Raw genomic sequence first — 23716 nt, forward strand, 5'->3', positions numbered from 1 at the left:
AGCTAATACACTAACTACATTACTTATGGGAAAAGGCGATAAAAAATCTAGAAAAGGAAAAATTACAAAAGGCACATACGGCAACAGACGCCGTCGCAAAGCCAACAAAGCACAGTCAGAAAAAAAGGAGACAGCTAAATAGAGTTTCCTGCACTGGAAAAGAAGCGCCCCGGACGATACCTGCTCTGGGGCGTTTCTGTTTCAGGTTAAGCCATTTCAGGTTTGGGTGTCAGGTCCAGGTTCCGGAGTTTATCAGCTTTAAAAGCGGTAACGCCTACTACCAGCAAGGTCATTATACCACCAAACACTACCGCTGGCACCGTACCCATCAGTCTGGCCGTGAAACCAGATTCAAATGCGCCAATCTCGTTAGAGGACCCTACAAAAATGCTGTTCACAGAAGATACTCTGCCTTTCATGTATTCCGGCGTTAAAGTATGGATTAGCGTTGATCGGATGATGACACTAATACTATCAAAGGCACCACTCAAGGCGAGTAGCACCATTGAGAACCAGAAATTTGTTGAGAGGCCAAACAGCACGATACACACCCCAAACCCGGCTACGCACCAGAGCATTTTTTTACCGGCATTGTGTGAGATAGGGTGGTAAGCAACTACTACTGCCATCAGCACAAATCCTATGGCCGGGGCTGCACGCATAAAGCCAAGCGCTTCGGGGCCCATGTTAAGTATATCTGATGCAAAAACTGGTAACAGCGCTACCGCGCCTCCGAAAAGCACGGCAAACAAATCCAGTGAGATAGCGCTAAGTATAACTTGATTGCTAAAAACAAACTGAAGGCCGGTGCGCAGGCTGTCTTTGAAATTTTGAGGATTGGCGTTTTCGGGCAAAGGCCTGGAAGCAATTAGCGAGAAAAATACAAGAGAGAGCAATACAAGTATGGCATCGGCGGTGTAGGCTATACTTACTCCCCAGAAACCGTAGATTAAGCCGCCCAAAGCAGGTCCTGCCAGCGAGGCTGCCTGCCATGTAGTGGAACTCCAGGTAATAGCGTTTGCATAAAGCTGCTTTGAGACCACCAACTGGGGCATAAACGAGAAAACAGCAGGCCCCATAAAGCCACGGGCAAGGCCACTAAGAAAAATTACCGCATAGATAGGCATTACCCCATGCTGCTGCAGTACCTGGCTTACATCCAACGTAAAAAACAAAAGTGCAGCAGAACAGAGCAGCAACACCGAAATAACCGTTACAATTATCTTTTTACGGGCAACCACGTCGGCCACATAGCCTGCATAAAGCGACACGAAAATGGAGGGCAATGCCTCAGCCAGGCCGATCAGTCCCAGCGAAAGCGGATCTTTGGTGATCTCGTAAATCTGCCAGCCCACAATAACGGCCTGTATCTGCATGGCAAGTGTAATACATAGCCTTGCCGTAACATATAATCTGAAATCCGGGATGCGCAGCACTGCAAAAGGATCGTGCCGGAAGGTACTCTTCATGAACAGCAAAAGTAGAAAATGCGAAGGTGCAAAGCTACACAAACCCCTGCTACTAAACACCAGTTCATGTTAATCATAATTTAACAACTCAGCCTTCATCTTTTATCCTTATTCTTCGTACTTCTACTACAACAGCTCACGAAATCAGCCCTTAATACAATCCTGATACTACAGACTTTACAATATTTTAGTGCGCCTGCCATTACCTGAGTAGCTTTAAGTTAAACAGCTGTAAGTTTTACCGGTGGTATGATTTCAACTACACAAGTTGATCTGGCTTTTCTTTCTGTTTCCTTTCAGCAGGAAATGGGGATATTCTTTTGCAGGTGGAACAATAAAGTAAACCTGCATCAGTTTACAGAAGGGTACTATACTTCGCTGGAAGTGGCTAAACAGCACGAGTCGGGTCTATGGCTGCACGACATACGCAAGCGGGACAACTCAGATAAACTAAAAGCCACCTGGTTTTTAATCACTTTTATGCCTTACCTTGAACAGGCGATTAGTAAACCTGTTCTCATTGCCTACCTCATGTCTCCGCACCAAAAAGAGCTTCTGCTTACAACACAGCAAACACAACGTGAAGAGGAAGTGCTTAGCTAGCTGTTAAAAGTAAAGTATTTTACAAGCGAGCACGATGCCTTGCTTTGGCTACAGAAGCATCAGCAAACATCTTAGCTGGTGACTTATAGCCACTTCGCTTCGGGTTTGTAAAATTTTAACTTTTTTATACTTCTAAATAGCAACTCCATAATTTATTTCAAGTATAAAAAGTTTACAGCTAGCCACCTGTGCTATTACTCAGCTATAGCCACTCGGCCATTAGAGTTTTTAACTCAAAGTAACTATTCTGTTATAGTCTTGTTACTAAAACCTGGCGAAGATTAACATATTGCTATTACTGTGTTTTTGCTGAACGCACAGCAGTGCTTAGCGTACTTTAGTAAGCCGAAAGGCCTTTAAAATTTGTTTAACAACTATAAATATTAGACTATGAAGCAACTGGACATCCGATCTTTATTGGAGAGCATTGAGCGGAAGGTGTACCAGCAGGAGATCACAACAGACGCTGACCTGACACAGATGATCAACGTTGAGATATCGAAAGCCATCAACCTGAAGTATAAAACCGAAACAGACACCACCAGTTCAACGCTTAAAAATGTATCCTGCACCACCCTGGAGTGTTACCTCGAGCATTTAAAAGCAGTTGAAAAGAAGCTACAGAAGCCATGCGACATTACGGCGCAATGCAAACCTGTAGAAGAACGTGAAATAAACCGCAAGCTACTGCTAATCCTGAACCGCTTAAAAGGCTACAGCAGGAAGTAATACTTAAAATTTATTATGATTATCCTTCGGCAAGATCCTCAGCTCTTTCGAAGGATTTTTTATGCCTATACCTTTGGCCTTAAATTTCCCAGTTTAGACGCCAAGATGACATAAATCATTTTCTCGGAGCATAAAAGCCACTAAACTTGCATCTTAATTTAGTATAGTATGCGCGCATAAGCTGCCTTACTGGTGTGGTTTGCCTCTTAAAAGCAAGTTTAGCAGGCACCAACTAAGCAGGCTTAGCTTTGCTTAAGCAGAGAAAATATATGAAACGAGAACTGGAAAACGAGGAAGATATAAAACTGTTGGTTGATACTTTTTACGATGCAGTAAACCAGGACAAATTGCTTGCGCCTGTCTTTAACGGTCATGCTAAAGTAGTTTGGGAGAACCACCTGCCGTTGATGTATACTTTCTGGAGCACCGTTTTACTGGGCAGCATGTCTTACAAGGGGTACCCGTTCCAGAAACACATGAACCTGCCTATTGGTCAGGTTCATTTCAGCCGCTGGGTGGAGTTGTTCACACAAACCATAGATGAGTTGTTTGAAGGGGAGAAGGCGGCAGAGGCAAAACATAAGGCAACAAATATAGCCCAGGTTTTTCAGCTGAAGATGGGCATATTAGATCCGTACACCAGACAAGCAGCAGTTTAGCCACTTTAAGATTGTACATCCTGTTTAACATATGGCAACAGCGCTAAGCGCCCTGAAGCTAAAACAAAAGAGCCCTTTTTGAAGGGCTCTTTTGTTTTATAACGTCCTGGAAATTTATTCTTCAATTTGCTGGCAATTTGTAACCACATCACAACTAATGCATCTAAACTACACAAAACAAGCTGAAGCAATACGCTGAAAACCGCTAAATTTTAAAAATAAGCCACCTTTACTATATGTGGAAAACTAAATTGAAGAATTTTAACACTCTTTTATAATATACTACCGTATACAGGAAAACCAACGGAAGGAGCCGCTGACACCAGAGGCTCAGTAATGCAAAAAGCATTGATTTTATTTTGAGACAGGGCAGGCAGTTATACTTGCACAAATAAAAAGCATTACATATATTTGATTCTTCACTTCAAAAAAACTTTGTTTAAAAACTTAAACGCAACAATATGATATAAAGCTCTACGTTAAACTAATGTAGCTTTAAGATGAATACAACTACGCAAGTAAGCGACTCTGCTTTAGTCTCGCTTTACATCGCAGGTAATGAGAATGCGTTTGAACAGCTAGTAAACAGACACAAAAACAAAGTTTACACCACGATCTTATTAATTGTTAAGGACACGTATACAGCCGAAGACCTGATGCAGGATGCTTTTATCAAAGCTATCCACACCATGAAGAGCGGTAGGTATAACGAAGAAGGCAAGTTCTCTTCCTGGATATGCCGTATTGCCCATAACCTGGCAATCGACTTTTTCCGTAAAGAGAAACGTAGCCCGATGATCACGCTGGAAGACGGCAGCAATGTGTTCAATACCATGGCTTTTGCAGAAGACTCTGCCGAGCAGTTGCAGGTAAAAGAAGACACGCATGCCCGCCTGAGAGAGCTTATCCAGACGCTGCCGCAGTCGCAGCGGGAAGTGCTTATGATGCGCCATTACGCAGATATGAGCTTCCAGGAGATAGCCGACGCCACCGGCGTGAGCATCAACACAGCCTTGGGCCGTATGCGCTATGCGCTTATCAACCTGAGGAAAAAGATGCTTAATAGTAATATTGCTTATGATAAAAACCTCTACACAGAATGAGCTGATCCAGTATGTATACAACGAGTTGGCAGATGATGCCTGCGCGCAGCTGGAGTCGACATTTATGCACGACGATGAGCTGGCCGAAGGCTGCTCTGAGCTCCTACAACTCCAAAGCCTTTTAGACAGTGCGCTTAAAAGCCCACATGAGTGTGCTGTTAATAATATACTTAGTTACTCAAAAAGCTTAAGTTTGCAGTCTTAACCGATTGCAAACTTTTTTTATGCTTAAGAAAGAACGTTACAGGCTGCTGGTAGACTACTTTACGCAGAACTTCCCGGAGCCTGAAACCGAACTCGCATACACCAACCCCTACGAGCTTATACTTGCCGTTGTGCTAAGCGCGCAATGCACCGATAAGCGCGTAAACATGGTTACGCCCGCCCTGTTCGAGGCTTTTCCTACACCGGAGCACCTAGCAGTGGCTACTCCGGAAGAGATATTCCCCTACATTAAAAGTATATCCTACCCCAACAACAAGGCCAAACACCTGGCCGGATTGGGTAAGATGCTGGTAGAGCAGTTTAACTCCGAAGTACCCGATACTGTAGAGCAACTGGTAAAACTGCCCGGCGTAGGCCGCAAAACTGCCAACGTAATTGTATCGGTTATCTGGAACCAGCCGGCCATGGCCGTAGATACGCATGTATTCAGGGTAAGCAAGCGCTTGGGGCTGGTAACGAAAAATGCTAAAACGCCCCTAGAGGTAGAAAGGCAATTGGTGGCCAACCTGCCAAACGACCTGGTAGCTAAAGCGCACCACTGGCTTATACTACATGGCCGCTACATCTGCGTTGCCCGCCGCCCCAAATGCGAAGAATGCCCCCTCACCCACTTCTGCGCCTTTTTTCAGAAGAACTTCCCCAACATTCCGGACGACCCTGAGAATAAAGTTGGGGGTATATAAAATTTGAAAGTATAAAGTATAAAAGCCTGCTGTAGCTCTAGTTGCAGCAGGCTTTTTTGTAGTTGTAGGTTGATATAGTTTATACTATATTGTATAGAGCTATTCGGCTTATCTGTCGAAAACAACAGATAAGCCGAATAAGATTTTGTTTAGCCAGTAGTTAGGTGCAATAGGTAATTATTAAAATGAACATAGATGATTTTGCTGGATATGCAGCTGTACTTATTGGTTTAATTCTTAGTGTGGGAATTATGTTGAAAGCTTATTACCACTTTAAGTTTTTCAAGGCAGCAAACAATCTGGATATAAGCTTTATTGACTTCTATATTAATCCTTTCAGCTATTTCTTTACAAAATTGATAGTGTACTTTCCTTTCATACTTACTAAATCGGTAAACAGTAATGACAAGAACCTTCAGAAGTATAAAAAGTATGTAGTAGCACTATCTTGGGTAAACCTAATAAGCTGTTTTATACTTGCTACCATTGTATTAATTAAAAACTAAAGCACCTAACAAAGTTTAGCAGTACGGCTTGCTGACGCTGCGCCATTCTGCTACACGAGTAACGTTAGCCTTAATTTAAATGAAGAAGAAACTCTTATACATTTTTGCTTTCATAGGCTTAATTGCTACCGTTAAAACCATATATGATTTTCTGAAATACGAGAATGACGCTTCCCAATACTTATCTATGTGTGGAAGTGTGAAAGTAGGTATGACGCTGGAAGAAGCGAAGAAAGTGATGGGAGACTATGAATATTACAGAAGGGGAAATAGAAGTGAGATATGGACCAGCTTTAACAACAGTAAAGAAAAAACATACTACCTTACTTATCCTTCAGTATTTCTTGCTTCGACAGGAACAGAAATATACTTTGATCCTGAGACACAATTGGTGACAAAGGTAGTTTGCGGAGAATAAGTAAAAATCAGGCTAACAATGTACATGTGCAAAGCTTCAGCAGAGCATCGCTCAACTCATGTACGAGACCGGTAGCTGGCATACAAATGAATAAAATGGACGAAAGACTTAAATATATTGGATGGTATCAAATAGCGGGAGGTGTGATTGGCATTGGGCTGACTCTCTGGCTAGTACTCACAACAGAGACGATGTCCAACCTAACAGTTTTGGTTATTCTGTTGGCACTAGGACTCTACAGCTTTTCTATATACAGTGGAAATTTGTTGACGAAGCCGGAGCGAATCGAGAAAGGAATCAAATTGACAATAGTTCACCAATTATTACAGGTATTCTACATAAGCCTGTTTGGCATGACATACCAGTATTACTCTGGCTTTCAACTTTCTGTCGGAATGGATTTGACCAACAGCTTTTTGTTTAAGTTTAACTTCTCTTTCTCAGGATTTAACTTCTCTTACAATCCAAACGCAGACAATCTCATAGTTATGCTCAACATAGTCCCACTCATTCTGATAAGTTTTTTAGAAAAAGTTAGGAGCAAGAAAACGGAGATTGATATGCATGAGCCAAAACATGAAAAAGTAAACAGCATGGGCAGATAATAAAGGCTAAAGCACCCTTGAGCTTACCTTAGCCAAACACATTACAGCCCCACCAAACAAAACCATAAATGCTAAAAAGAGAAATAACAAAGTGGGAGCTGGTTTTGCTTTTGATCAACAGCACCATCGGGGCCGGTATCTTTGGCTTGCCTTCTAAGATCTACAGCCTATCCGGTATTTACAGTCTTCCGGCTCTCTTTTTGTGTGCCATTATTGTTTTTGTACTGGTACTCAATTTTGCTGAGGTTGCCAGTAGATTTTCCAAAACAGGCGGCCCCTATCTTTATACTTTGGCTGCTTTCGGAAAAGTGCCGGCTTTTATTATCGGTTGGCTTATACTTATTACACGAGTAGCTACCTATGCTGCACTCATAAACCTGATGGTTACCTATCTCAGTTACTTTAATCCGCTATTCCTGGACCAGGTCTATAGGTTTGGCCTTATGATTGGCATTACGCTGGTACTAACATGGGTAAACTATCTTGGCATAAGAAGCTCCACTAACCTTAACAACACACTAGCAATTGCGAAAATCCTGCCGCTCCTGCTCTTTGTAGTAGTAGGGTTCTTCTTCATTAATCCAAGCCTGATCGATCTGGAGCAGGCGCCACCTCCAATTTCCAACTTCTCGTCTACTGTGCTGATGCTGGTGTTTGCTTTCACAGGATTTGAGGCCGTGCTTGTTAATACCGGAGAAGTCAGGAACCCTGGCAAAAACATCCCTTTTGCGCTTATTCTGTCTATTTTATTTGTAGCTGTTTTTTATGGGCTGATACAATTTGTAAGTATAGGTACTTTGCCAACCCTTGCCTCATCTGATAGACCCATAACAGACGCTGCTCAGCTGATAATAGGAACACCGGGAGCAACTCTGATCACACTTGGAGCAGTCGTCTCTATCGGGGGCACCCTGAATGCTGTAATGCTGATCGGCTCAAGAGTACCGTTTGCCTTAAGCAAAGAGAAGCAGTTCCCGCGCCTGTTCTCTGTGCTGCACCCTAAAAACCGTACGCCTGTTTATTCGCTGGTGATCTTTTCGGCAGTCTCACTGGCAGCATCTCTTACCGGCTCGTTTGTTTATGCTGTTTCAATCAGCGTTATCAGCAAGGTTTTGATTTTCCTGATGGTCTGTTTCGCCATGATCAGGCTACGGCAAAAAGATGATGCAAAAGCAACTTACTACAGGCTCCCGTTCGGACATCTTTTTGCCACAGCTGGTATCATAGCCTCTGTTTGGCTACTGTCCAGTTCTAAAGTATCGGAGTTAACCGATGTGTTTATAACAGTGGTAGCCGGTCTGGTATTATTTGGTATTTATAAAGCTACCTCAAGAAGTAAGGTGAAGTAAAGCTTCTATGGGCTCCAATTTGTCATTTCCACCTTAAAATAGCACTTGCTGCTTTAAATTTAGGGGCAATTATACTTTATACTTCCTATATTAGAAGTTTCGGTTTAACCCGACAAGTATAAAACCAACATTACAAAAATCTAACCTTACTGCATGCACCCTGTTTTAAACCAGAATTCATACTTTGTAAAAGAACACACCGGCATTTTTAAAGCTGCTAACAACTTCGACATCTTTAACCCGCAAACGCAGGAACTGATCCTGACTTGCCGCGAAGAAAAGCTTGGTTTCTTTACCCGCCTTCTGCGCTTCACTGATTACAAACGAATAACACATTTTAACATTGAAGTAAGAACTGCCGCCGGCGAAAAAGTATTAACAGTACGCAGAGGGCTGGCCTTTTTTGTATCCACTGTAGAGATACTGGACGAGAACGACGAATTAGTTGGCCGCCTGAAGCAAAAGTTCTTCTCTATTGGGGGCAAGTTTAACATTGTAGATGCGAACGACAACTACCTGTTTACGCTACAAGGCAAATGGACCAGTTGGGACTTTAAGTTTGTGAAAGATAACCTGGAGTTTGCGCACGTCAGCAAAAAGTGGGCTGGCATTGGCAAAGAGTTTTTCACCTCTGCCGACAACTACATACTAAACATTACCGACCACGTGCCACAAGACAACAACATACGCCTGCTTATACTTGGCGCCGTTATGTGCATCGATATGGTTTTAAAAGAGTAAGCCGTAGTATAGCTACAAAAGAAAAGGGGAGGCCATTCAGCCTCCCCTTCTGCATTCTCTTATCTTTAGCTCTTGTGCTGCTGTCTTTCTCCTTTGTGCGCCTTACGGTGCTCGCGCTTCTGATCATGCCTGGCACGTTTCTCTGCTTTATCAGCCTCGTACTGGGCATACTGCTTTTTGTTCATGATGTCCTTTAGCTCGGCTTCATAGCGCGCCCTGCTAGCCTGCATTTCGCCACGTGCACTCCTGTGGTTTCTGGCTTCGCCGCGGTTAGCATGCAAGGCATGTTTCTCCTGGGCATGCTTCAGGTTAAGTGCCTGTAACTTCCTCTGCTGCGATTTGCTCAGGTCATACTTTTGGGTAAGTTTCTCAGTTCGCTTAGCAGCCATTTCTTCTGGCGATTTCCTGTGCTTCTGCACTCTTTCACCACGCTGCTCTGTGCGTTGCTTTCTCTCTTTCTGTGGTTCCTGCTGCGCATAGGTTGTACCCGCCATTAGCACACTAAGCGATAATACTGCTATAAACTTCTTCATCTTCTTTCTCTTTAGGGGTGAATGTTATTCATGCAGAGCATAAATCTGGTATTTCAGGCTCTGTTGTCTTTCCTAAACCAAAAGCTATGCCAGAAAATGTTTGGAGATTGAAAGGCAAACCTATCAAATATGTAGTTTGATGCTACTACCTTTATTTGGGTTATACTTTGGCGTATTTTCTTTAAACTTATACATCGTTTCATCTCTAAAAATGCGCTTATGCCAGCAACCACTCATGAGATAAAGTATAAAGCCCATATCAATAAATTGGCTCACCTGGTGGGCATGCATTATGTAGAAGTGCCCCAGGAGGTAGTCCAGCAATTAGGTGGCAAGTATAACGTGCGCCTGCTCTGCACCGTTAACGACAGCCTTACCTTCCAGGGCGGGATAGTGGCCTTAGGCAATGGCAGTGGGTACATCAGCATAAACAGTAAGCGCCTGAAGCAGCTGGCACTGCAAGCTGGCTCCGAAGTATGGGTAAAGCTGGAGAAAGATGAAAGTAAGTATGGCATGGAAGTACCCGAAGAGCTGGAAGAACTGTTGCAACAAGACGCGGAAGGCAAAAAGCGCTTTGATGGCTTAACACCCGGCAGACAGCGCTACATTATCCATTATGTAGCAGGCGTTAAAACCAGCCAACTCAGAATAGAGAGAGCCATACTTTTAATTGAGAATTTGAAGAAGCTACCTGTGGGTAAAGAGTCTTTTAGAGAGATGCTGGGGAAATAGATAAACCTTTACCTCTCCCTGCTAACAAATTATATTTTAGCAGCCTTTACCAACACCTTCTCCATCTCCTTTACCAAATCCTGCCTGTTAAACATTTGGCGCGCAATAGTTTTACCTCTGGCACCGGCTGCACTTAGCTCCTCTGGCTTGCTTAGGGTAAGTTTTATAGTTTCAGCCAGGGCAGCTGCATCTTCAGCAGGTGTATACCATCCTACTTTATGCTCCTCCACAAATCGCTTTGTCCAGCCTGGGTTGGTTACAATCACAGGTGTGCCGCTGGCCAAACTATCGAAGAACTTAGAGGGAGAATTAGTAGCCAGCACAGGTAAATTATTGAAAGTTACCAGAGCGATATCTGCCAGCTTAAAAAATTTAAAGACACCATGCCGCGGCTGTGGCTCCAGCAACAATAGATTTGGCACCTGCTCTGCCAGCTTCCTTAGTTTAGGCTCATAGTAACCGTTGCCGATAAGTATAAACTTTATACTTGTATCAGTGCTCATACTTCGGATCGTCTGCATCAGCGTTGGTATACCATTAGCGCGACCATAAGTACCGGCATACAGCGCCACCTTTTTGCCTTGCAGGTTATAATTTACACGCAGTTCTTCTACATCCTGCTCTGTCGCAGCATCCGCCTGCTCTATGTCGGTTCCGTTATAGTTTGTTGTGATCTTTTCTGCAGGTATGCCCAAACTTGCTACATAGGCAGTCATATCCGGAGAAACTGTAACAATTTGACTTGCGCTATGATAGAGGCTTTCTTCTATGCGAAACAGCAGTTGCTGCATCCACTTGTACTTGATGGCACCCATTTCTATCGGGAAACTTGGCCATAAGTCCTGCATTTCAAATACCCAGGGTACATTACGCATGCGGGCTACCTGCGCAGCTACCCAAGGAGTGGTAAGAGGCGTAGATACCGCCCAGATAACATCTGGCTTTGGCATGGTTATACCTTTCCAGAGACTACAGATTGTATAGCCGGAAAAAGAGAGCAGCCGCTGCAAAACACCCATCTCATTTGCATAGGGCACGTTGCACTCGTCTAATTTTACGCCTTTAGGCACCCAGCTATACTTATTGGTTATTCTGAATCTGCGCCAGCCTTTGCCCGTAATAAGCGTTATCTGGTGGCGTTTTACCAACTCATTCATAAAAGAATAGTGCCTGCACCAGGCGGGGCAGTCAGGATTATGGTGGTGTTGGCTAATAATGGCTATGTGCATCAGGGGCTAACCCGTAGGGCTACTTCTTCTTAGGCTTGTACCTCGATTCGTTGAAAATCTTTCGATAGTCTGTTTCGGCCATCAATTCCGGCAGCGTTACATTGGGGTTGCGCTCCATGTAAGTGTTTACTATTTGCCAGCCAACCCATGTACCCAGGCGGCCTGGAGCTTTGCTGTCAATCTCCGGTGTAGAAGGGCGCTCTCCGATATACTTCTGTATCTGGAACGGGTTTTTCTCATACAACAGACTTTTCTCTATAAAATGAGCCCAGATGCGGCCTTCGTTATGGTGTATATCCGCTAGTTGCTGGTCTGTGTAGCTAATGATAAGGGAGTCTGGTGTGCAAGGCATTACTGCTTTTACAAAGTAGTACGCTTTACCCATGTTTATCATCTCAGAAAGCAGGTTTCTGTCTGTAAGATTTGCTTTGTTAAAGCGGTTAGACAACAGCAGCATGGCGGCAGGCACCATTTTCTCTCTTTCATAACGCGTTAAGATATACTCGTAAGCCTGCGGACGGTATGTGGCATTTTTACCGATAAAATAATCGATACCGAAAACCAAAAGCGAATCCGACACAAACAAGTCGTTTCCCAAAGTGCCGAGGCCGGTAACAAAGGTTTTTACCTGCGGCGGATTAAACTCCGGGTAATAGTGTTTTATAAATTTGAAAGCAGTTTCCAGTTGCTCCCTCTCCTGCTCCATGTCTCCGAACCGCTTGTTTGCCTCCTGCACCAGCGTATCCAAAGAGGCATTGGTCGTTAATGGCAGCAGCGAAGTTACCAGCACAGAGTCAGCAGGGTATTCGCTGCGCTGCAAATACTTTTCTGCAAACAGCGGGTTCTCGTTTAGAAACTGTGCTACCTCCTGCTTGGTATCGGCTTCGAAAAATGACTTCTCTAGACGCTCTATTTTTACCTGCACAGGTATTTCAGCCACTTCTTCGGGTATATCGCAGCCTTTCTTTTTGCACCCGAAAGAGAGCAGCAGTACCGCGAGTATTAGAAATCTGTAATACATTATCGTGTATATTTGTACAAAAATAGAGGGTTCTTACGTATTAGTGTAACACTAATGCATCAATTTAATTATGCTCATGAAGAAAATCACATTCTTAGTACTCTTTTTACTTGCTGGGTTCACATCTATGGCCCAGGTTGAAATTGGTTTAATGGTATCACCCACTATCTCCAGTCCACGCTTTATAGCCGAAGATAAGTATAACTTTGAAAACGAAGGTAGTAAACTGGGATTAGGTGTAGGTGTTGTAGCTGATTATTTCTTTGCTCAGAACTATGCCTTTAGCACCGGACTTATTTACCGCAGCAAAGGCGGCGAGATTTCTTACCGTTATGTGCGCGATGAAAATGGCAGCACCATCACAACTCAGGGGCAAGATGATAACTCATTACAATACATCGAGCTACCTGTATCGCTTAAGCTTTTTACAAATGAAGTAGCGCCGGGCACTATTTTATACTTCCAGGTGGGTGGTTCTTTAAATACAAGAGTATCTGCCAACGTGAACGATGAGAAAGTGATCAATGGTGAAAAGGTATCGAAGCGTTTCAGCATTTTCGAAGCCGATGCCATACTTGGTGGCGGAGCTGAGTTCCAGATGGGCGAGAGCACAAAGCTATTCGCAGGGCTTACTTACCACAGAGGTTTATCAAACGTTGATGATTTTTACCGCGATGTGCTGGTAGACAAAAACATTGGTATCAAAAACAATGGATTCTCACTAGATGTAGGTGTAAAGTTTTAACCTAAAACAATAGAATAAAAAAAGCCGCTCTGATAATTATCAGAGCGGCTTTTTTTATTAAAAAGTATATTATTTACTCTTCGTCTTTATCCAGTATTTCTTCTGGCTCTACTAAAGTAGTACGTAATTCAATCTCATCACCCCGATCGTCCATTACTTTAAAGTCTGTAATACCCAGTGATGTATCTTTTATCAGCTTTACCCACTTAAAGTACTTAAAGAACCATTTCGTTTGCTTTGATATCATACCTTTGGTATAATAATCGTATACAAACGGGTGCAGGTAAATTGTAAGCCCTTTGTGGTTGTGGCTGGTCAGCAGGTCGTCTACCGCTGCTTCAATTTCGTCTGTAACCAGAATACTGGCTGTTATTTTACCGGTACCGTTGCACGTAGGGCAAACCTCTCCGGTAACAATATTTTGCTCTGGCCTTACACGCTGACGCGTAATTTGCATCAGGCCGAATTTAGAGATCGGAAGAACTGTGGATTTAGATCGGTCTCGTTTAAGTTCTTCTTTTACAACCTCATATACTTTCTGGCGGTTTTCCGGCGACTTCATATCAATAAAGTCCACTACTATGATACCACCTATATCCCGGAGGCGAAGCTGGCGTGCCACTTCTTTGGCAGCCATCATGTTCACATTCAGCGCTGTAGCCTCCTGATCGGTTTCGGTATTAGATTTATTCCCACTATTCACATCGATTACGTGCAATGCCTCGGTGTGCTCAATTACCAGGTATCCGCCTCCTGGTATCGTCACTGTTTTACCGAATGCAGCTTTTAGCTGTTTCTCGATGTGGAAGTGTTCGTAGGTTTTGGTTTTACCGGTATACTGCTTCAGGATCTTTAACTTATCCGGTGCAATACTGCCGATGTATGTTTTGATCTCGTCATAAAGCTGACTATCGTCAACCACTATGTTATCAAAACTCTCGTTTAACAAATCCCTCAAAATGGAAGAAGAACGGTTCAGTTCCCCAATAACCTTATCACAAGGTTTGGCTGTTTTCAACGCCTTAAAGCCCTCTTCCCAGTTAGCGAGCATGTTGCGCAGGTCTCTGTCGAGCTCTGCCACCTCGCGGCCTTCTGCCACGGTTCTGATGATCACACCAAAGTTCTCCGGCTTGATCGACGTGATCAAACGCTTTAAACGGGTGCGTTCTTCTTTACTGACAATTTTCTTGGATACGCTTACCGTATTTGAGAACGGCACCAGCACCAAGAAACGGCCTGCTAAGGATAACTCGCAGGAAAGTCTTGGCCCTTTAGTTGAGATAGGTTCTTTTACAATCTGTACTAACAGCTGCTGTCCTTTTTTAAGTACATCAGCTATTTTGCCCAGTTTATCTATCTCGGGCTCAAATTTTATCTGGTTTAGCTTAGGCGTTGCGTTCTTCTGAGTCTGAGCTGCTTTTAGATACTTGTTAAGCGTTTTGATATTGGCACCCAGATCATGGTAATGCAGGAAAGCATCTTTCTGGTACCCGATATCAATAAAAGCAGCATTTAGGCCTGGCATTACTTTTTTTACAGTGCCCAGAAAAATATCACCAACGATGTAATTTGTGTCCTTACGTTCGAAGTGATACTCTACTAGTCTCTTATCCTGTAAAAGCGCAATACGCTCTCCATCCTGAGTAGAATTGATAATTAGTTCATTACTCAATTTCTCTCAAAGATTAGTTGGATGTATAGACCAAAGCCCACTATTGCAGAAGCAATGTGGGCCTCAATTAACGCAGAAGAAATTACTTCTTCTTATGTCTGTTTTTTCTTAGACGCTTCTTTCTTTTGTGTGTAGCGATCTTATGTCTTTTTCTTTTCTTTCCGCAAGGCATAGTCTTGTACGTTTATGTTTTAAAAAATCTTTAACTCTAGTTCAGTTTAGCCAGTTCTTCATCTACAGAGGTGTTAAGCGCAGGATCATTGCTCATGCCCTTTACCTTGTTAAATAAAGTCTTGGCCTCTTCTTTCTCGCCTGTGTTGGCCAACGACAAAGCTAAGTAAAATGTACCCTCCACGTGCTCCGGGTTAACGGCCACTAACTGGCGGAAGCGGTCTACTGCTTTATCATACTGCCCTGACTGGATAGAAAGTATACCCAGGTTGAACAGCGCCTTCTGGTTGTTAGGATCAGTTGCTATCACCTCACGCAGCAGCGTAATTCCCTGCATCGGGTTTGAGCTGGCAATATAAGTCATCGCAACGTTTGTCTTCGCATCCAGGTCAGACGGGTTGTTTTTAAGCACCTGCTCATACATGTTACGCGCCTTTGCGCCTAACTCGCCGGCACGCTGTTGTGTAGCTGCAAATGTAAAAGCCTCATAGTAGGCATCACCGGCTTTCTTATAGCTCTTCTCGCCACCACGGGCATTTGCAGCTATTTCGTAATAGTAACCAGCGCTGTCATACTTAGAGGCTGCTGCATAAGCAGCTGCCAGCTCAGTTGCCAAACGGTTCTTTGTCTGAGTATCAGTTGCCTTGTTATACTTGGCGCGTGCCGTGGTTAAAGCCAGCAGTTGCTCTGGCGTAGCCTTTGTATGCACGTCAGCCGCAGCTTCGCCTTCTGCACCGTGGTTGTGACCATCGTCTTCTGAGTGGCCTTCCGGCACGGCAGCAGTAGTTTCACCTTTAGCCAGGCTCTCTTTGTCGTCGTTAACAACTACTTTAGGCAAAAAGAACATAGCGGCTACCAACGCGACAGCTATAACAACGATCAGTATTTGGGACCGGGACATTCTTTTTGCCTTAGTAATTATTTAATGATTTCAAATTTTGCGCAGCAAAGATACAAAAAATTAAGCAGTAGCTAATTCTTTGATTTTTTTGCTGTTTTTGATTTTCTGGATGAAAGTTTTAGACGGCTTAAAGCTCGGAATAAAGTGCTCATCGATGATGATAGACGTATTTTTAGAAATGTTACGTGCTACTTTCTTCGCGCGCTTCTTGTTCACAAAGCTACCAAAACCTCTCACGTAGATGTTGTTACCATCAGCCATAGAGTCTTTAACTACTTTGAAAAAAGCCTCAATTGTAGCCTGTACATCCGCCTTATCAATCCCTGTTTTATCAGCAATTTCTGATATTACTTCTGCTTTAGTCACTTTCTTAGATTTTTATAAATTAAATAATAAGATAATTTCCACTGTTTCAAAATCAGTTAGTTACGCCAACTGACTAAATTCGGGGCACAAAGGTAGTTTTACTTTTCGATAAGTAAAAGCATTCGTGCAAATTATTAAAGGCTGATACTTACCTTTTTAACCCGATATTTTGAATTAACGCAATACCCGTGCCACATAACACATAACTAAACACAGCATGCGCTGTTATATTTCGGTGTATCTGCTGATGTGGCCGCGTTCAGAACAAATGATTACTTTTACCTGTTCCATCTCAACACCAAAGAAGTCAATTAATTAATAATATGGCATTTACGCCAAACAAACATTTTGCCCAAGCACTTATTAAATGGTACCACCAGCACAAACGTACCTTGCCTTGGCGCGAAACAACTAACCCATACTATATCTGGCTCTCCGAAGTCATACTTCAGCAAACAAGGGTAGCACAAGGGCTGCCATACTACCAGAATTTTGTAGAAAACTATCCAACTGTACAAGACTTAGCAGCGGCACCTCAGGACGAGGTACTGCGCCTTTGGCAAGGGTTAGGCTACTACTCCCGTGCCCGCAACATGCACCACACAGCACAGTTGGTAGTAGAAAAGTATGGCGGCCAGTTTCCGGGCAAGTATGAAGAACTGCTAAAATTGAAAGGAGTAGGCAGTTACACTGCCGCAGCCATTGCTTCTTTTGCTTTTAAAGAACAGGTAGCTGTGCTGGATGGAAATGTGTTTCGGGTGCTGTCACGTGTTTTTGGACTTACAGAGGATATAGCGGCACCAGCATCCCGTAAAGTATTTCAGAAACTTGCCGATGAGTTGGTGCCTGCCGACGAGCCGGATACTTTCAACCAGGCTATCATGGAGTTTGGCGCTATACAGTGCACACCAGTCATGCCTGATTGCCTATTTTGCCCTTTGCAGCAAAGCTGCTTTGCGTTTAACCATGGCATGGTGCAGGAGCTACCAGTAAAGTCTAAGGCAAAGGCGGCGCGCCCAAGGTTTTTCCACTACATCGTATTGGAGTTTGATGGTGCTTATTACTTACGCAAGCGCCTGGAGGGAGACATCTGGCAAGGATTGTACGACTTTTACCTGTTTGAGTCGGGGAGTAAAGATCTGGCATATGAGACCTTTATGCAGGAACTTTCCGGAGCAGGTATTGAGCTTGATAAAACACAGGCCATATACTCCTTCAAAGACTATAAACATATACTTAGTCATCAAAAAATAACGGCTCGTTTCTACCATTTTAAACTTAAAAATCGTTTAAAAGAAGAGGTGCTACAGGAAAGCAGGCTGGTACTATACAGCCCGGAAAAAATAGACGAACTTCCGAAGCCTGTTTTGATCAGCAACTATTTGAAAGATGCAAAGATTTTAGTACATTTATAGACTGAACTATTATACCTGTATATTTGTAGTTCAGTAAGCCATATTGCCTCCGGCTTGGTTGCCGGAGTAGCCCAAATAACTTAACTATTAAAGACAAAAAAGCATGGCAAGTGTAAACAAAGTAATCCTTATCGGAAATCTGGGCAAAGACCCGGAAGTACGTCATTTAGAAGGCGGCGTGGCTGTGGCCCGTTTCCCTTTGGCAACCTCTGAAACCTTCAAAGACAAAAGCGGCCAACGCCAGGAGAAAACCGAGTGGCACAATGTTGTATTGTGGCGCGGTCTTGCTGAAGTAGCCGAGAAGTACCTTAAAAAAGGACAGTCTGTTTTTATCGAAGGAAAAATCAGAACCAGCCAGTATCAGGATAAGGAAGGCAACCAGCGCTATAGCACCGAAATTGTAGCCGATAGCATGACCATGTTAGGCGGGCGCGGTGATAGCGGCAACGGCAGCGGTGATTACCAGCAGTCTGCCTCTTCGTCTGCATCGTCAGGCGGTGGCAACTATGGTGGTGGCGCATCGGCCTCTCAGAACGACGAGCCCGACGATCTGCCGTTCTAATGTATGTTGGACCTAATTAGGTAATTTTGGAAAGTACAGATCCCGGAGACCCCCTGAGTTATAGCTTACTTCAGTTATTCCAGACTTCGTTTGACCAACTCAGATTTGAATACATAGCAGCAGTTTTTGCTGCTTTCATTCTTTTGCTGCTTTCTGCCCTTGTTTCAGGGGCAGAAGCAGCTTTTTTTTCTCTATCAGATCAGGAACTTGAAAAGTGCAGAACTAGCCCGGTTCAGTCCGAACGCACCATTCACCGCCTGCTGCAAAACCCCAGAAAGCTTCTTAACACCCTGCTAGTTTTCAATAACGGCATCAACGTAAGTATCATTACAATCTTTGCGTATGTTGCCTGGCAACTGTTTGGCACCAGGGCTCTACCTACAGTAACGCTGCTGGCCTCTCTGCTGTTTGCTACCTTCTTTATCGTATTTTTTGGAGAGTTGCTGCCTAAAGTATATGTTCAGACGCGCCAGTTGGCTATAGCCCGCCGCACAGTTCCGCTTATTGGCTACATGCAGGTGGTGGCAAAGCCTTTGTCCTGGGTGATGACCGGCATCAGCAATTACATTGATAAGAATTACATGATCCGTGGCTACAACCACACGATTGAAGAATTGCACCACAGCCTAGACGTAGCTCTGACAAATGAAGACACCTCACCGGAGGAGCGCAAGATTTTGCGTGGTGTAGTAAACTTCGGTTCTATTACTGTAAAGCAGATTATGCGGCCCCGCGTAGATGTTGTTGCTTTTAACTCCACCACTAAATTCACAGAATTACTGCCCCAGATCATTAAGTGGGGATATTCGCGGGTGCCTGTTTATACTCAAAGCACCGATAAGATAGAAGGTATACTTTACGTTAAAGACCTGCTGCCATACTTAGATCAAAGTGATGATTTCAACTGGCTGAAATTGATCAGGCCTCCATTTTTTGTACCTGAAAACACACGTATTGCCGACCTGTATCAAGAGTTTAAAGAAAAGCATGTGCACATGGCCATTGTGGTAAATGAGTATGGCGTAACTTCCGGCTTGCTAACCCTGGAGGATATAGTTGAAGAGATTGTAGGTGAGATCAATGATGAGTTCGATGACGACGATGATATTATCTACTCTCAATTAGATGAAAATACCTTTATCTTTGACGGTAAAACATCGCTGCACGATTTCTGTAAGATAGCAGAATTGCCTTTCGATGCATTTAACGAAGTGAAAGGCGAAAACGAAACAGTTGCCGGCCTGATGCTGGCGCTTTTCACAAGAATACCGCGTGTAGGCGAAGAAGCAGCATACGGGCGTTTCCATTTTACAGTGGAGTCGGCTGATGCCAAGCGTGTAAAACGAGTAAAGATCAATGTCAGAAACAAAAGAGAACACTACCATAAAGCTAGCTAAACTAAAAGTATTTTTATGGATAGGCTTAACAGCAAGTATGGTAGCCTGTGGTGTGGAGTATACTCCCAAGCCAAAAGGGTATAACCGCATCGACCTGCCAGCGCAAACATATCAGCAGCTACAGGAGGAGCACCCCTATACTTTCGAATACTCACAGCATGCTAAAATACGCCCCGACTCATCCAGCATTGCACAACCACACTGGATTAATGTGCTATACCCACGGTTAGGAGCTAACGTGCAGCTTACTTACAAAGACATCAACAACAACGACAAAATGTTGAACGACCTGATAGAAGATGCGCGTAAGCTAACTGGCAAACACCAAATTAAAGCATACTCTATTGAAGAAACAGAAGTAAGAACACCGTCTGGGGCTGTGGCCTCTATTTTTGAGCTCGAAGGTGAAGTACCCAGCCAGTTTCAGTTCTACGTTACCGACTCTACCCAGCATTTTCTGAGAGGTGCTTTATACTTCAGAACCGCAACCCAAAACGACTCACTGGCTCCTGTTATCGAGTTCGTGAAAAAGGACATCATCCATATGCTGAACACACTGAAGTGGACGGGAAAGAAGTAGTTAACGGTTGTTAGATACTTGAGAAGCAAGTATAAAAAGACTTCGCAGCGCACGCAGCTCCTGCGAGTATCTTGTTTCTTAGCAGAAAATAGCCGTTGTTGGTGTGTTCACCAACAACTTTAAATGTACCAAGTATAAAGCCCCGGCAGCATTTACACCTGTCGGGGCTTTTGTTTTATAAACCTCAAACCACTAATCTCTAATTCTACTAATCACTCCTTTTCCCATAGCATTTATACTCAAACTCCGTCACCAAAGAATCACCTGTATAAACTGAAACATAAGTAGGATAATGATTCAAAACAACCTCACTCCCATCTGCCGGTCTTGGGTAGTTATCATCAATAGCAATATATGAAAGTTCTCCATTGTCGTTGATGAAGATTGTAAAGGGAGTATTTGCCAACGAACCAAATTCAGCTAAGCTTTCTTTATTCGACCCTAACAGATAACATCGATAGTTCCTATAATCGCCCCATTTACCGGTTGCGCCAACGGCTTGACCTATCATTATCAAATAACTATTGCCTTTATACTCTAAGACATAGGCTTCTGTCTCTGTAGTATAATCGTAGAACTCTTCTACCTCAGGCCCTACTTTATACTTGCCTTGCGTTAACTGCGACCGCTCAACTTTTCTATAATGCGTTTCTTTGCTGGGCTTTAAAAGGTCTATATTCATCAAGCTGTCTAAAACCTCACCAAAACAATAGTTGTTGTCTCCAAAATTATAACCCTCATCTCTCTGTAAAGCCACATCTTTGATATTTTGTTTAGCTCTATTGCTTTGACATCCTGAGGAAAATCCTACAATAAGAACAAAGGTTAGGAGAATATGGATTTTGATTTTGAAATATACCATCTGCCTTTTTGATTTCTGGAGTTAAGATAATTGTATTTCCCACTTTTGTCGTTATTTCATTGAAGGCCCAAAGCAAAACCCTCTAACATTTACACCTCTCCAAGCTTTTGCTTATTTTTGTATTTATACTTACACTCGTAACAGCCAAGTATAGCCAAAGCGTTGAGCAACTTTTTCCATACAAAAATTGAGTTCCTGAAAGGCGTGGGGCCGATGCGGGCGGAGCTGCTGCAGAAAGAGCTGCAGATCTTCACCTACGGCGACCTCATTCAGCACTACCCTTTCCGCTACCTCGACCGCACCCAGTTTTACAAGGTGGCAGAGCTGGACGAAAGTATGCCTTATGTGCAGGTCCGCGGCCGTGTGCGTGGCAAAGAAGTAATTGGCGAAGGCCGAAAACAGCGCCTGGCAGCAACGTTGGTAGACGAGAACGGAGACCAACTGGAACTGGTGTGGTTTAAGGGTGTGAAGTGGATGCAGAAATCGCTGAAGAACCACACCGACTATATTGTATTTGGCAAGCCAACTGAGTTCAATGGCAAGTTTAGCATGGCTCACCCGGAATTGGAAGAGCTAGGTGAGGAGAAACAAACCAATGCCTTTCTGCAGCCGGTTTACAACACCACCGAAAAACTAAAGGCTCACCGCATCGACAGCAAAGTCATCAGTAAAATGATGGAGCATTTGCTAAAGTTAGCGGTACCCAACATACAGGAAACACTCTCTCCTGAATTGATTGACCATTATCGCCTTACCGATAAACGCACTGCGCTAATTAACATCCACTTTCCGCAGTCTACAGAGAAGTATAACGCGGCAAAGTTCAGGCTAAAATTTGAGGAGCTCTTTTATGTGCAGTTGCGACTGCTCCGGCAGAAGGTAGTTCGCAAAGCCGATTTAAAAGGCCAGATATTTAAGAACACCTCCACCCTTACCGATTTCTACAAAAACCACATGACCTTTGACCTGACCAATGCGCAGAAGCGGGTGGTGAAGGAGATTTACGGAGACTTAACGGCAGGCAAACAGATGAACCGCCTACTGCAGGGTGATGTGGGTTCGGGTAAAACTATTGTGGCTTTTATTACCATGCTGATCGCCGCTGATAATGGTGCACAGTCGGTATTAATGGCACCAACCGAAATCTTGGCAGACCAACATTACGTGGGGCTAAAAGCCTTTGCTGACAGACTAGGCATAAACTTGGGTAAGCTAACTGGCTCTACCAAAACAAAAGACCGAAGAATACTGCACGAGCAGCTGCGCTCCGGCGATATGAAGATGATTGTGGGCACACATGCTTTGCTCGAGGATGTAGTACAGTTTCAGAACCTGGGCCTGTGCATTGTAGACGAGCAACACCGTTTTGGCGTAGAGCAACGCTCTAAACTGTGGCGCAAGAACCCGCGCGTGATTCCACATGTGCTTGTTATGACAGCCACACCTATTCCCCGCACCCTAGCCATGACTTTGTATGGTGACTTGGATGTATCGGTGATTGATGAGTTACCTGCCGGCCGTAAAGAGATCGTTACCGTGCATCGCTTCGACTCGCACCGCCTGCGGGTGTTCCAGTTTGTGCGCGATCAGATAAAACTTGGCCGACAAGTATACATCGTGTATCCGCTTATAGAAGAGTCGGAGCAGATGGAGAATTACAAAGATCTGATGGATGGTTTTGAAAGCGTGCAGCGGGCATTTCCGGAGTATAAAGTAAGTATGGTGCACGGCAAAATGAAGCCGCAGGACAAGGACTACGAAATGCAGCGCTTTGTGCAGAACGAGACGCAGATCATGGTAGCCACCACAGTAATTGAGGTTGGAGTAAACGTACCGAATGCATCGGTAATGATCATTGAAAGTGCGGAGCGGTTTGGCTTATCGCAGCTACACCAGTTGCGCGGGCGTGTGGGCCGTGGCGCCGAACAGAGTTACTGTATACTTATGACAGGCTACAAACTGAGCAAAGACAGCAAAACCAGACTGGAAACAATGGTGCGCACTAACAACGGCTTCGAGATAGCTGACATAGACCTGAAGTTGCGCGGCCCCGGCGACCTGATGGGCACACAGCAAAGCGGCGTGCTGGACCTGTTAATCTCAGACCTAGCTAAGGATGCGCCTATACTTCAGGAGGCACGAGCCGCAGCACAACGCATATTAGAGCAAGACCCGCAGTTGGAGCAGTCGCAAAATGCCAATCTGCGCCGGCACATACAGTCGCTAAGCGCAAACACAGTTAACTGGAGCAGAATCAGCTAACACCTTCTTGATACAAGAACAGATGATACCTGCTCCTGCGATCTCCTTGCAGAAGATCGGTTTTTAAATAAGAAAACTTTTATAGCTTCAGATACAACCAGGCGCTATTGTGTACTACGCCCTGATGAAAACTTCCCCCCTTGTTGATTGGTCAAATGTAAAATTCTAATCTTCCCTA

26 protein-coding genes are annotated in these 23716 nt (G+C 44.0%); 18 read left to right on the plus strand and 8 right to left on the minus strand.

Annotated elements, in window-relative coordinates; translation table 11 throughout:
- The first annotated feature begins 25 nt into the window (after nt 1-25).
- Complete coding sequence (locus H8S84_RS17785; protein WP_187068734.1) at nt 26-142, plus strand: 30S ribosomal protein THX; 117 nt, start codon at nt 26-28, stop codon at nt 140-142.
- 64 nt (nt 143-206) lie between these two features.
- On the opposite strand, the gene H8S84_RS17790 is transcribed toward H8S84_RS17785, so the two are convergent.
- A complete protein-coding gene (locus tag H8S84_RS17790) occupies nt 207-1469 on the minus strand; it encodes an MFS transporter (protein ID WP_187068735.1) in 1263 nt (420 codons plus the stop codon).
- Between the two features lie 249 nt (nt 1470-1718).
- On the opposite strand from H8S84_RS17790, the gene H8S84_RS17795 reads away from it, so the two are divergent.
- The 10 genes from H8S84_RS17795 (at nt 1719) to H8S84_RS17840 (ending at nt 9090) form a co-directional block, all read left to right on the plus strand.
- Nucleotides 1719-2072 carry a hypothetical protein gene (locus H8S84_RS17795; RefSeq protein WP_187068736.1) on the plus strand — a complete coding sequence of 118 codons (354 nt, stop codon included), beginning with the start codon at nt 1719-1721 and terminating at the stop codon, nt 2070-2072.
- 390 nt (nt 2073-2462) lie between these two features.
- The gene (locus tag H8S84_RS17800) at nt 2463-2801 is read left to right on the plus strand and encodes a hypothetical protein (protein WP_187068737.1); all 339 of its coding nucleotides are present in this window, start codon (nt 2463-2465) and stop codon (nt 2799-2801) included.
- A gap of 269 nt (nt 2802-3070) precedes the next feature.
- Nucleotides 3071-3460 carry a group III truncated hemoglobin gene (locus H8S84_RS17805; protein WP_187068738.1) on the plus strand — a complete coding sequence of 130 codons (390 nt, stop codon included), beginning with the start codon at nt 3071-3073 and terminating at the stop codon, nt 3458-3460.
- 500 nt (nt 3461-3960) lie between these two features.
- Nucleotides 3961-4563 (plus strand): RNA polymerase sigma factor, encoded by a 603-nt coding sequence (locus H8S84_RS17810; RefSeq protein ID WP_187068739.1) that lies wholly within the window; start codon nt 3961-3963, stop codon nt 4561-4563.
- The gene (locus H8S84_RS17815; RefSeq protein ID WP_187068740.1) at nt 4538-4768 is read left to right on the plus strand and encodes a hypothetical protein; all 231 of its coding nucleotides are present in this window, start codon (nt 4538-4540) and stop codon (nt 4766-4768) included. The genes H8S84_RS17810 and H8S84_RS17815 overlap by 26 nt, the downstream gene beginning before the upstream one ends.
- A gap of 19 nt (nt 4769-4787) precedes the next feature.
- Nucleotides 4788-5471 carry an endonuclease III gene (gene nth / locus H8S84_RS17820; protein ID WP_187068741.1) on the plus strand — a complete coding sequence of 228 codons (684 nt, stop codon included), beginning with the start codon at nt 4788-4790 and terminating at the stop codon, nt 5469-5471.
- A gap of 585 nt (nt 5472-6056) precedes the next feature.
- The gene (locus H8S84_RS17825) at nt 6057-6395 is read left to right on the plus strand and encodes a hypothetical protein (protein WP_187068742.1); all 339 of its coding nucleotides are present in this window, start codon (nt 6057-6059) and stop codon (nt 6393-6395) included.
- A 95-nt stretch (nt 6396-6490) separates the two neighbouring features.
- Entirely contained in the window at nt 6491-7000 is a 510-nt protein-coding gene (locus H8S84_RS17830; protein ID WP_187068743.1) for a hypothetical protein, read from the plus strand.
- 68 nt (nt 7001-7068) lie between these two features.
- Entirely contained in the window at nt 7069-8349 is a 1281-nt protein-coding gene (locus tag H8S84_RS17835) for an APC family permease (RefSeq protein ID WP_187068744.1), read from the plus strand.
- A 153-nt stretch (nt 8350-8502) separates the two neighbouring features.
- Nucleotides 8503-9090 (plus strand): phospholipid scramblase-related protein, encoded by a 588-nt coding sequence (locus tag H8S84_RS17840; protein WP_187068745.1) that lies wholly within the window; start codon nt 8503-8505, stop codon nt 9088-9090.
- A 65-nt stretch (nt 9091-9155) separates the two neighbouring features.
- Here H8S84_RS17840 and H8S84_RS17845 read toward each other — a convergent pair whose 3' ends face one another.
- A complete protein-coding gene (locus tag H8S84_RS17845; RefSeq protein ID WP_187068746.1) occupies nt 9156-9623 on the minus strand; it encodes a DUF4890 domain-containing protein in 468 nt (155 codons plus the stop codon).
- A gap of 219 nt (nt 9624-9842) precedes the next feature.
- Here H8S84_RS17845 and H8S84_RS17850 point away from each other — a divergent pair, with 219 nt between their 5' ends.
- Complete coding sequence (locus tag H8S84_RS17850; protein ID WP_187068747.1) at nt 9843-10355, plus strand: YdeI/OmpD-associated family protein; 513 nt, start codon at nt 9843-9845, stop codon at nt 10353-10355.
- Nucleotides 10356-10384: 29 nt separating this feature from the next.
- On the opposite strand, the gene H8S84_RS17855 is transcribed toward H8S84_RS17850, so the two are convergent.
- Both H8S84_RS17855 and gldB read right to left on the minus strand, forming a co-directional pair.
- Nucleotides 10385-11584, minus strand: coding sequence for a glycosyltransferase family 4 protein (locus H8S84_RS17855; RefSeq protein ID WP_187068748.1), 1200 nt, complete (start codon nt 11582-11584; stop codon nt 10385-10387).
- 19 nt (nt 11585-11603) lie between these two features.
- Nucleotides 11604-12605 (minus strand): gliding motility lipoprotein GldB, encoded by a 1002-nt coding sequence (gene gldB, locus H8S84_RS17860; RefSeq protein ID WP_187068749.1) that lies wholly within the window; start codon nt 12603-12605, stop codon nt 11604-11606.
- Nucleotides 12606-12681: 76 nt separating this feature from the next.
- On the opposite strand from gldB, the gene H8S84_RS17865 reads away from it, so the two are divergent.
- Nucleotides 12682-13350, plus strand: a complete 669-nt coding sequence (locus H8S84_RS17865; protein ID WP_230407249.1) for a porin family protein — start codon at nt 12682-12684, stop codon at nt 13348-13350.
- Nucleotides 13351-13423: 73 nt separating this feature from the next.
- Here H8S84_RS17865 and H8S84_RS17870 read toward each other — a convergent pair whose 3' ends face one another.
- The 3 genes from H8S84_RS17870 to H8S84_RS17880 form a co-directional block, all read right to left on the minus strand.
- Complete coding sequence (locus H8S84_RS17870) at nt 13424-15022, minus strand: Rne/Rng family ribonuclease (protein ID WP_187068751.1); 1599 nt, start codon at nt 15020-15022, stop codon at nt 13424-13426.
- A 208-nt stretch (nt 15023-15230) separates the two neighbouring features.
- Nucleotides 15231-16094: a tetratricopeptide repeat protein gene (locus H8S84_RS17875; protein WP_230407250.1), complete on the minus strand. Its 864-nt coding sequence runs from the start codon at nt 16092-16094 to the stop codon at nt 15231-15233.
- Nucleotides 16095-16154: 60 nt separating this feature from the next.
- Nucleotides 16155-16460, minus strand: coding sequence for an HU family DNA-binding protein (locus H8S84_RS17880; protein WP_187068752.1), 306 nt, complete (start codon nt 16458-16460; stop codon nt 16155-16157).
- Nucleotides 16461-16783: 323 nt separating this feature from the next.
- On the opposite strand from H8S84_RS17880, the gene mutY reads away from it, so the two are divergent.
- From mutY to gldD, 4 genes are all read left to right on the plus strand, one after another.
- Entirely contained in the window at nt 16784-17875 is a 1092-nt protein-coding gene (gene mutY / locus H8S84_RS17885; RefSeq protein ID WP_187068753.1) for an A/G-specific adenine glycosylase, read from the plus strand.
- Nucleotides 17876-17978: 103 nt separating this feature from the next.
- Nucleotides 17979-18437, plus strand: a complete 459-nt coding sequence (locus H8S84_RS17890; RefSeq protein WP_187068754.1) for a single-stranded DNA-binding protein — start codon at nt 17979-17981, stop codon at nt 18435-18437.
- Between the two features lie 26 nt (nt 18438-18463).
- Nucleotides 18464-19834 (plus strand): gliding motility-associated protein GldE, encoded by a 1371-nt coding sequence (gene gldE / locus H8S84_RS17895; protein ID WP_230407251.1) that lies wholly within the window; start codon nt 18464-18466, stop codon nt 19832-19834.
- Between the two features lie 37 nt (nt 19835-19871).
- Nucleotides 19872-20414 (plus strand): gliding motility lipoprotein GldD, encoded by a 543-nt coding sequence (gldD, locus tag H8S84_RS17900; RefSeq protein ID WP_230407255.1) that lies wholly within the window; start codon nt 19872-19874, stop codon nt 20412-20414.
- A gap of 208 nt (nt 20415-20622) precedes the next feature.
- Here the strand turns inward: gldD and H8S84_RS17905 are convergent, their stop codons facing one another.
- Nucleotides 20623-21276 (minus strand): hypothetical protein, encoded by a 654-nt coding sequence (locus tag H8S84_RS17905; protein WP_187068756.1) that lies wholly within the window; start codon nt 21274-21276, stop codon nt 20623-20625.
- A gap of 162 nt (nt 21277-21438) precedes the next feature.
- On the opposite strand from H8S84_RS17905, the gene recG reads away from it, so the two are divergent.
- On the plus strand, nt 21439-23538 hold the full coding sequence (recG, locus tag H8S84_RS17910) for an ATP-dependent DNA helicase RecG (protein WP_187068757.1): 2100 nt from the start codon (nt 21439-21441) through the stop codon (nt 23536-23538).
- Nucleotides 23539-23716 lie beyond the last annotated feature (178 nt).

Origin of the sequence: Pontibacter cellulosilyticus (genome assembly GCF_014306105.1) — a bacterium.
In the GTDB taxonomy this organism is placed as follows: Bacteria; Bacteroidota; Bacteroidia; order Cytophagales; family Hymenobacteraceae; genus Pontibacter; species Pontibacter cellulosilyticus.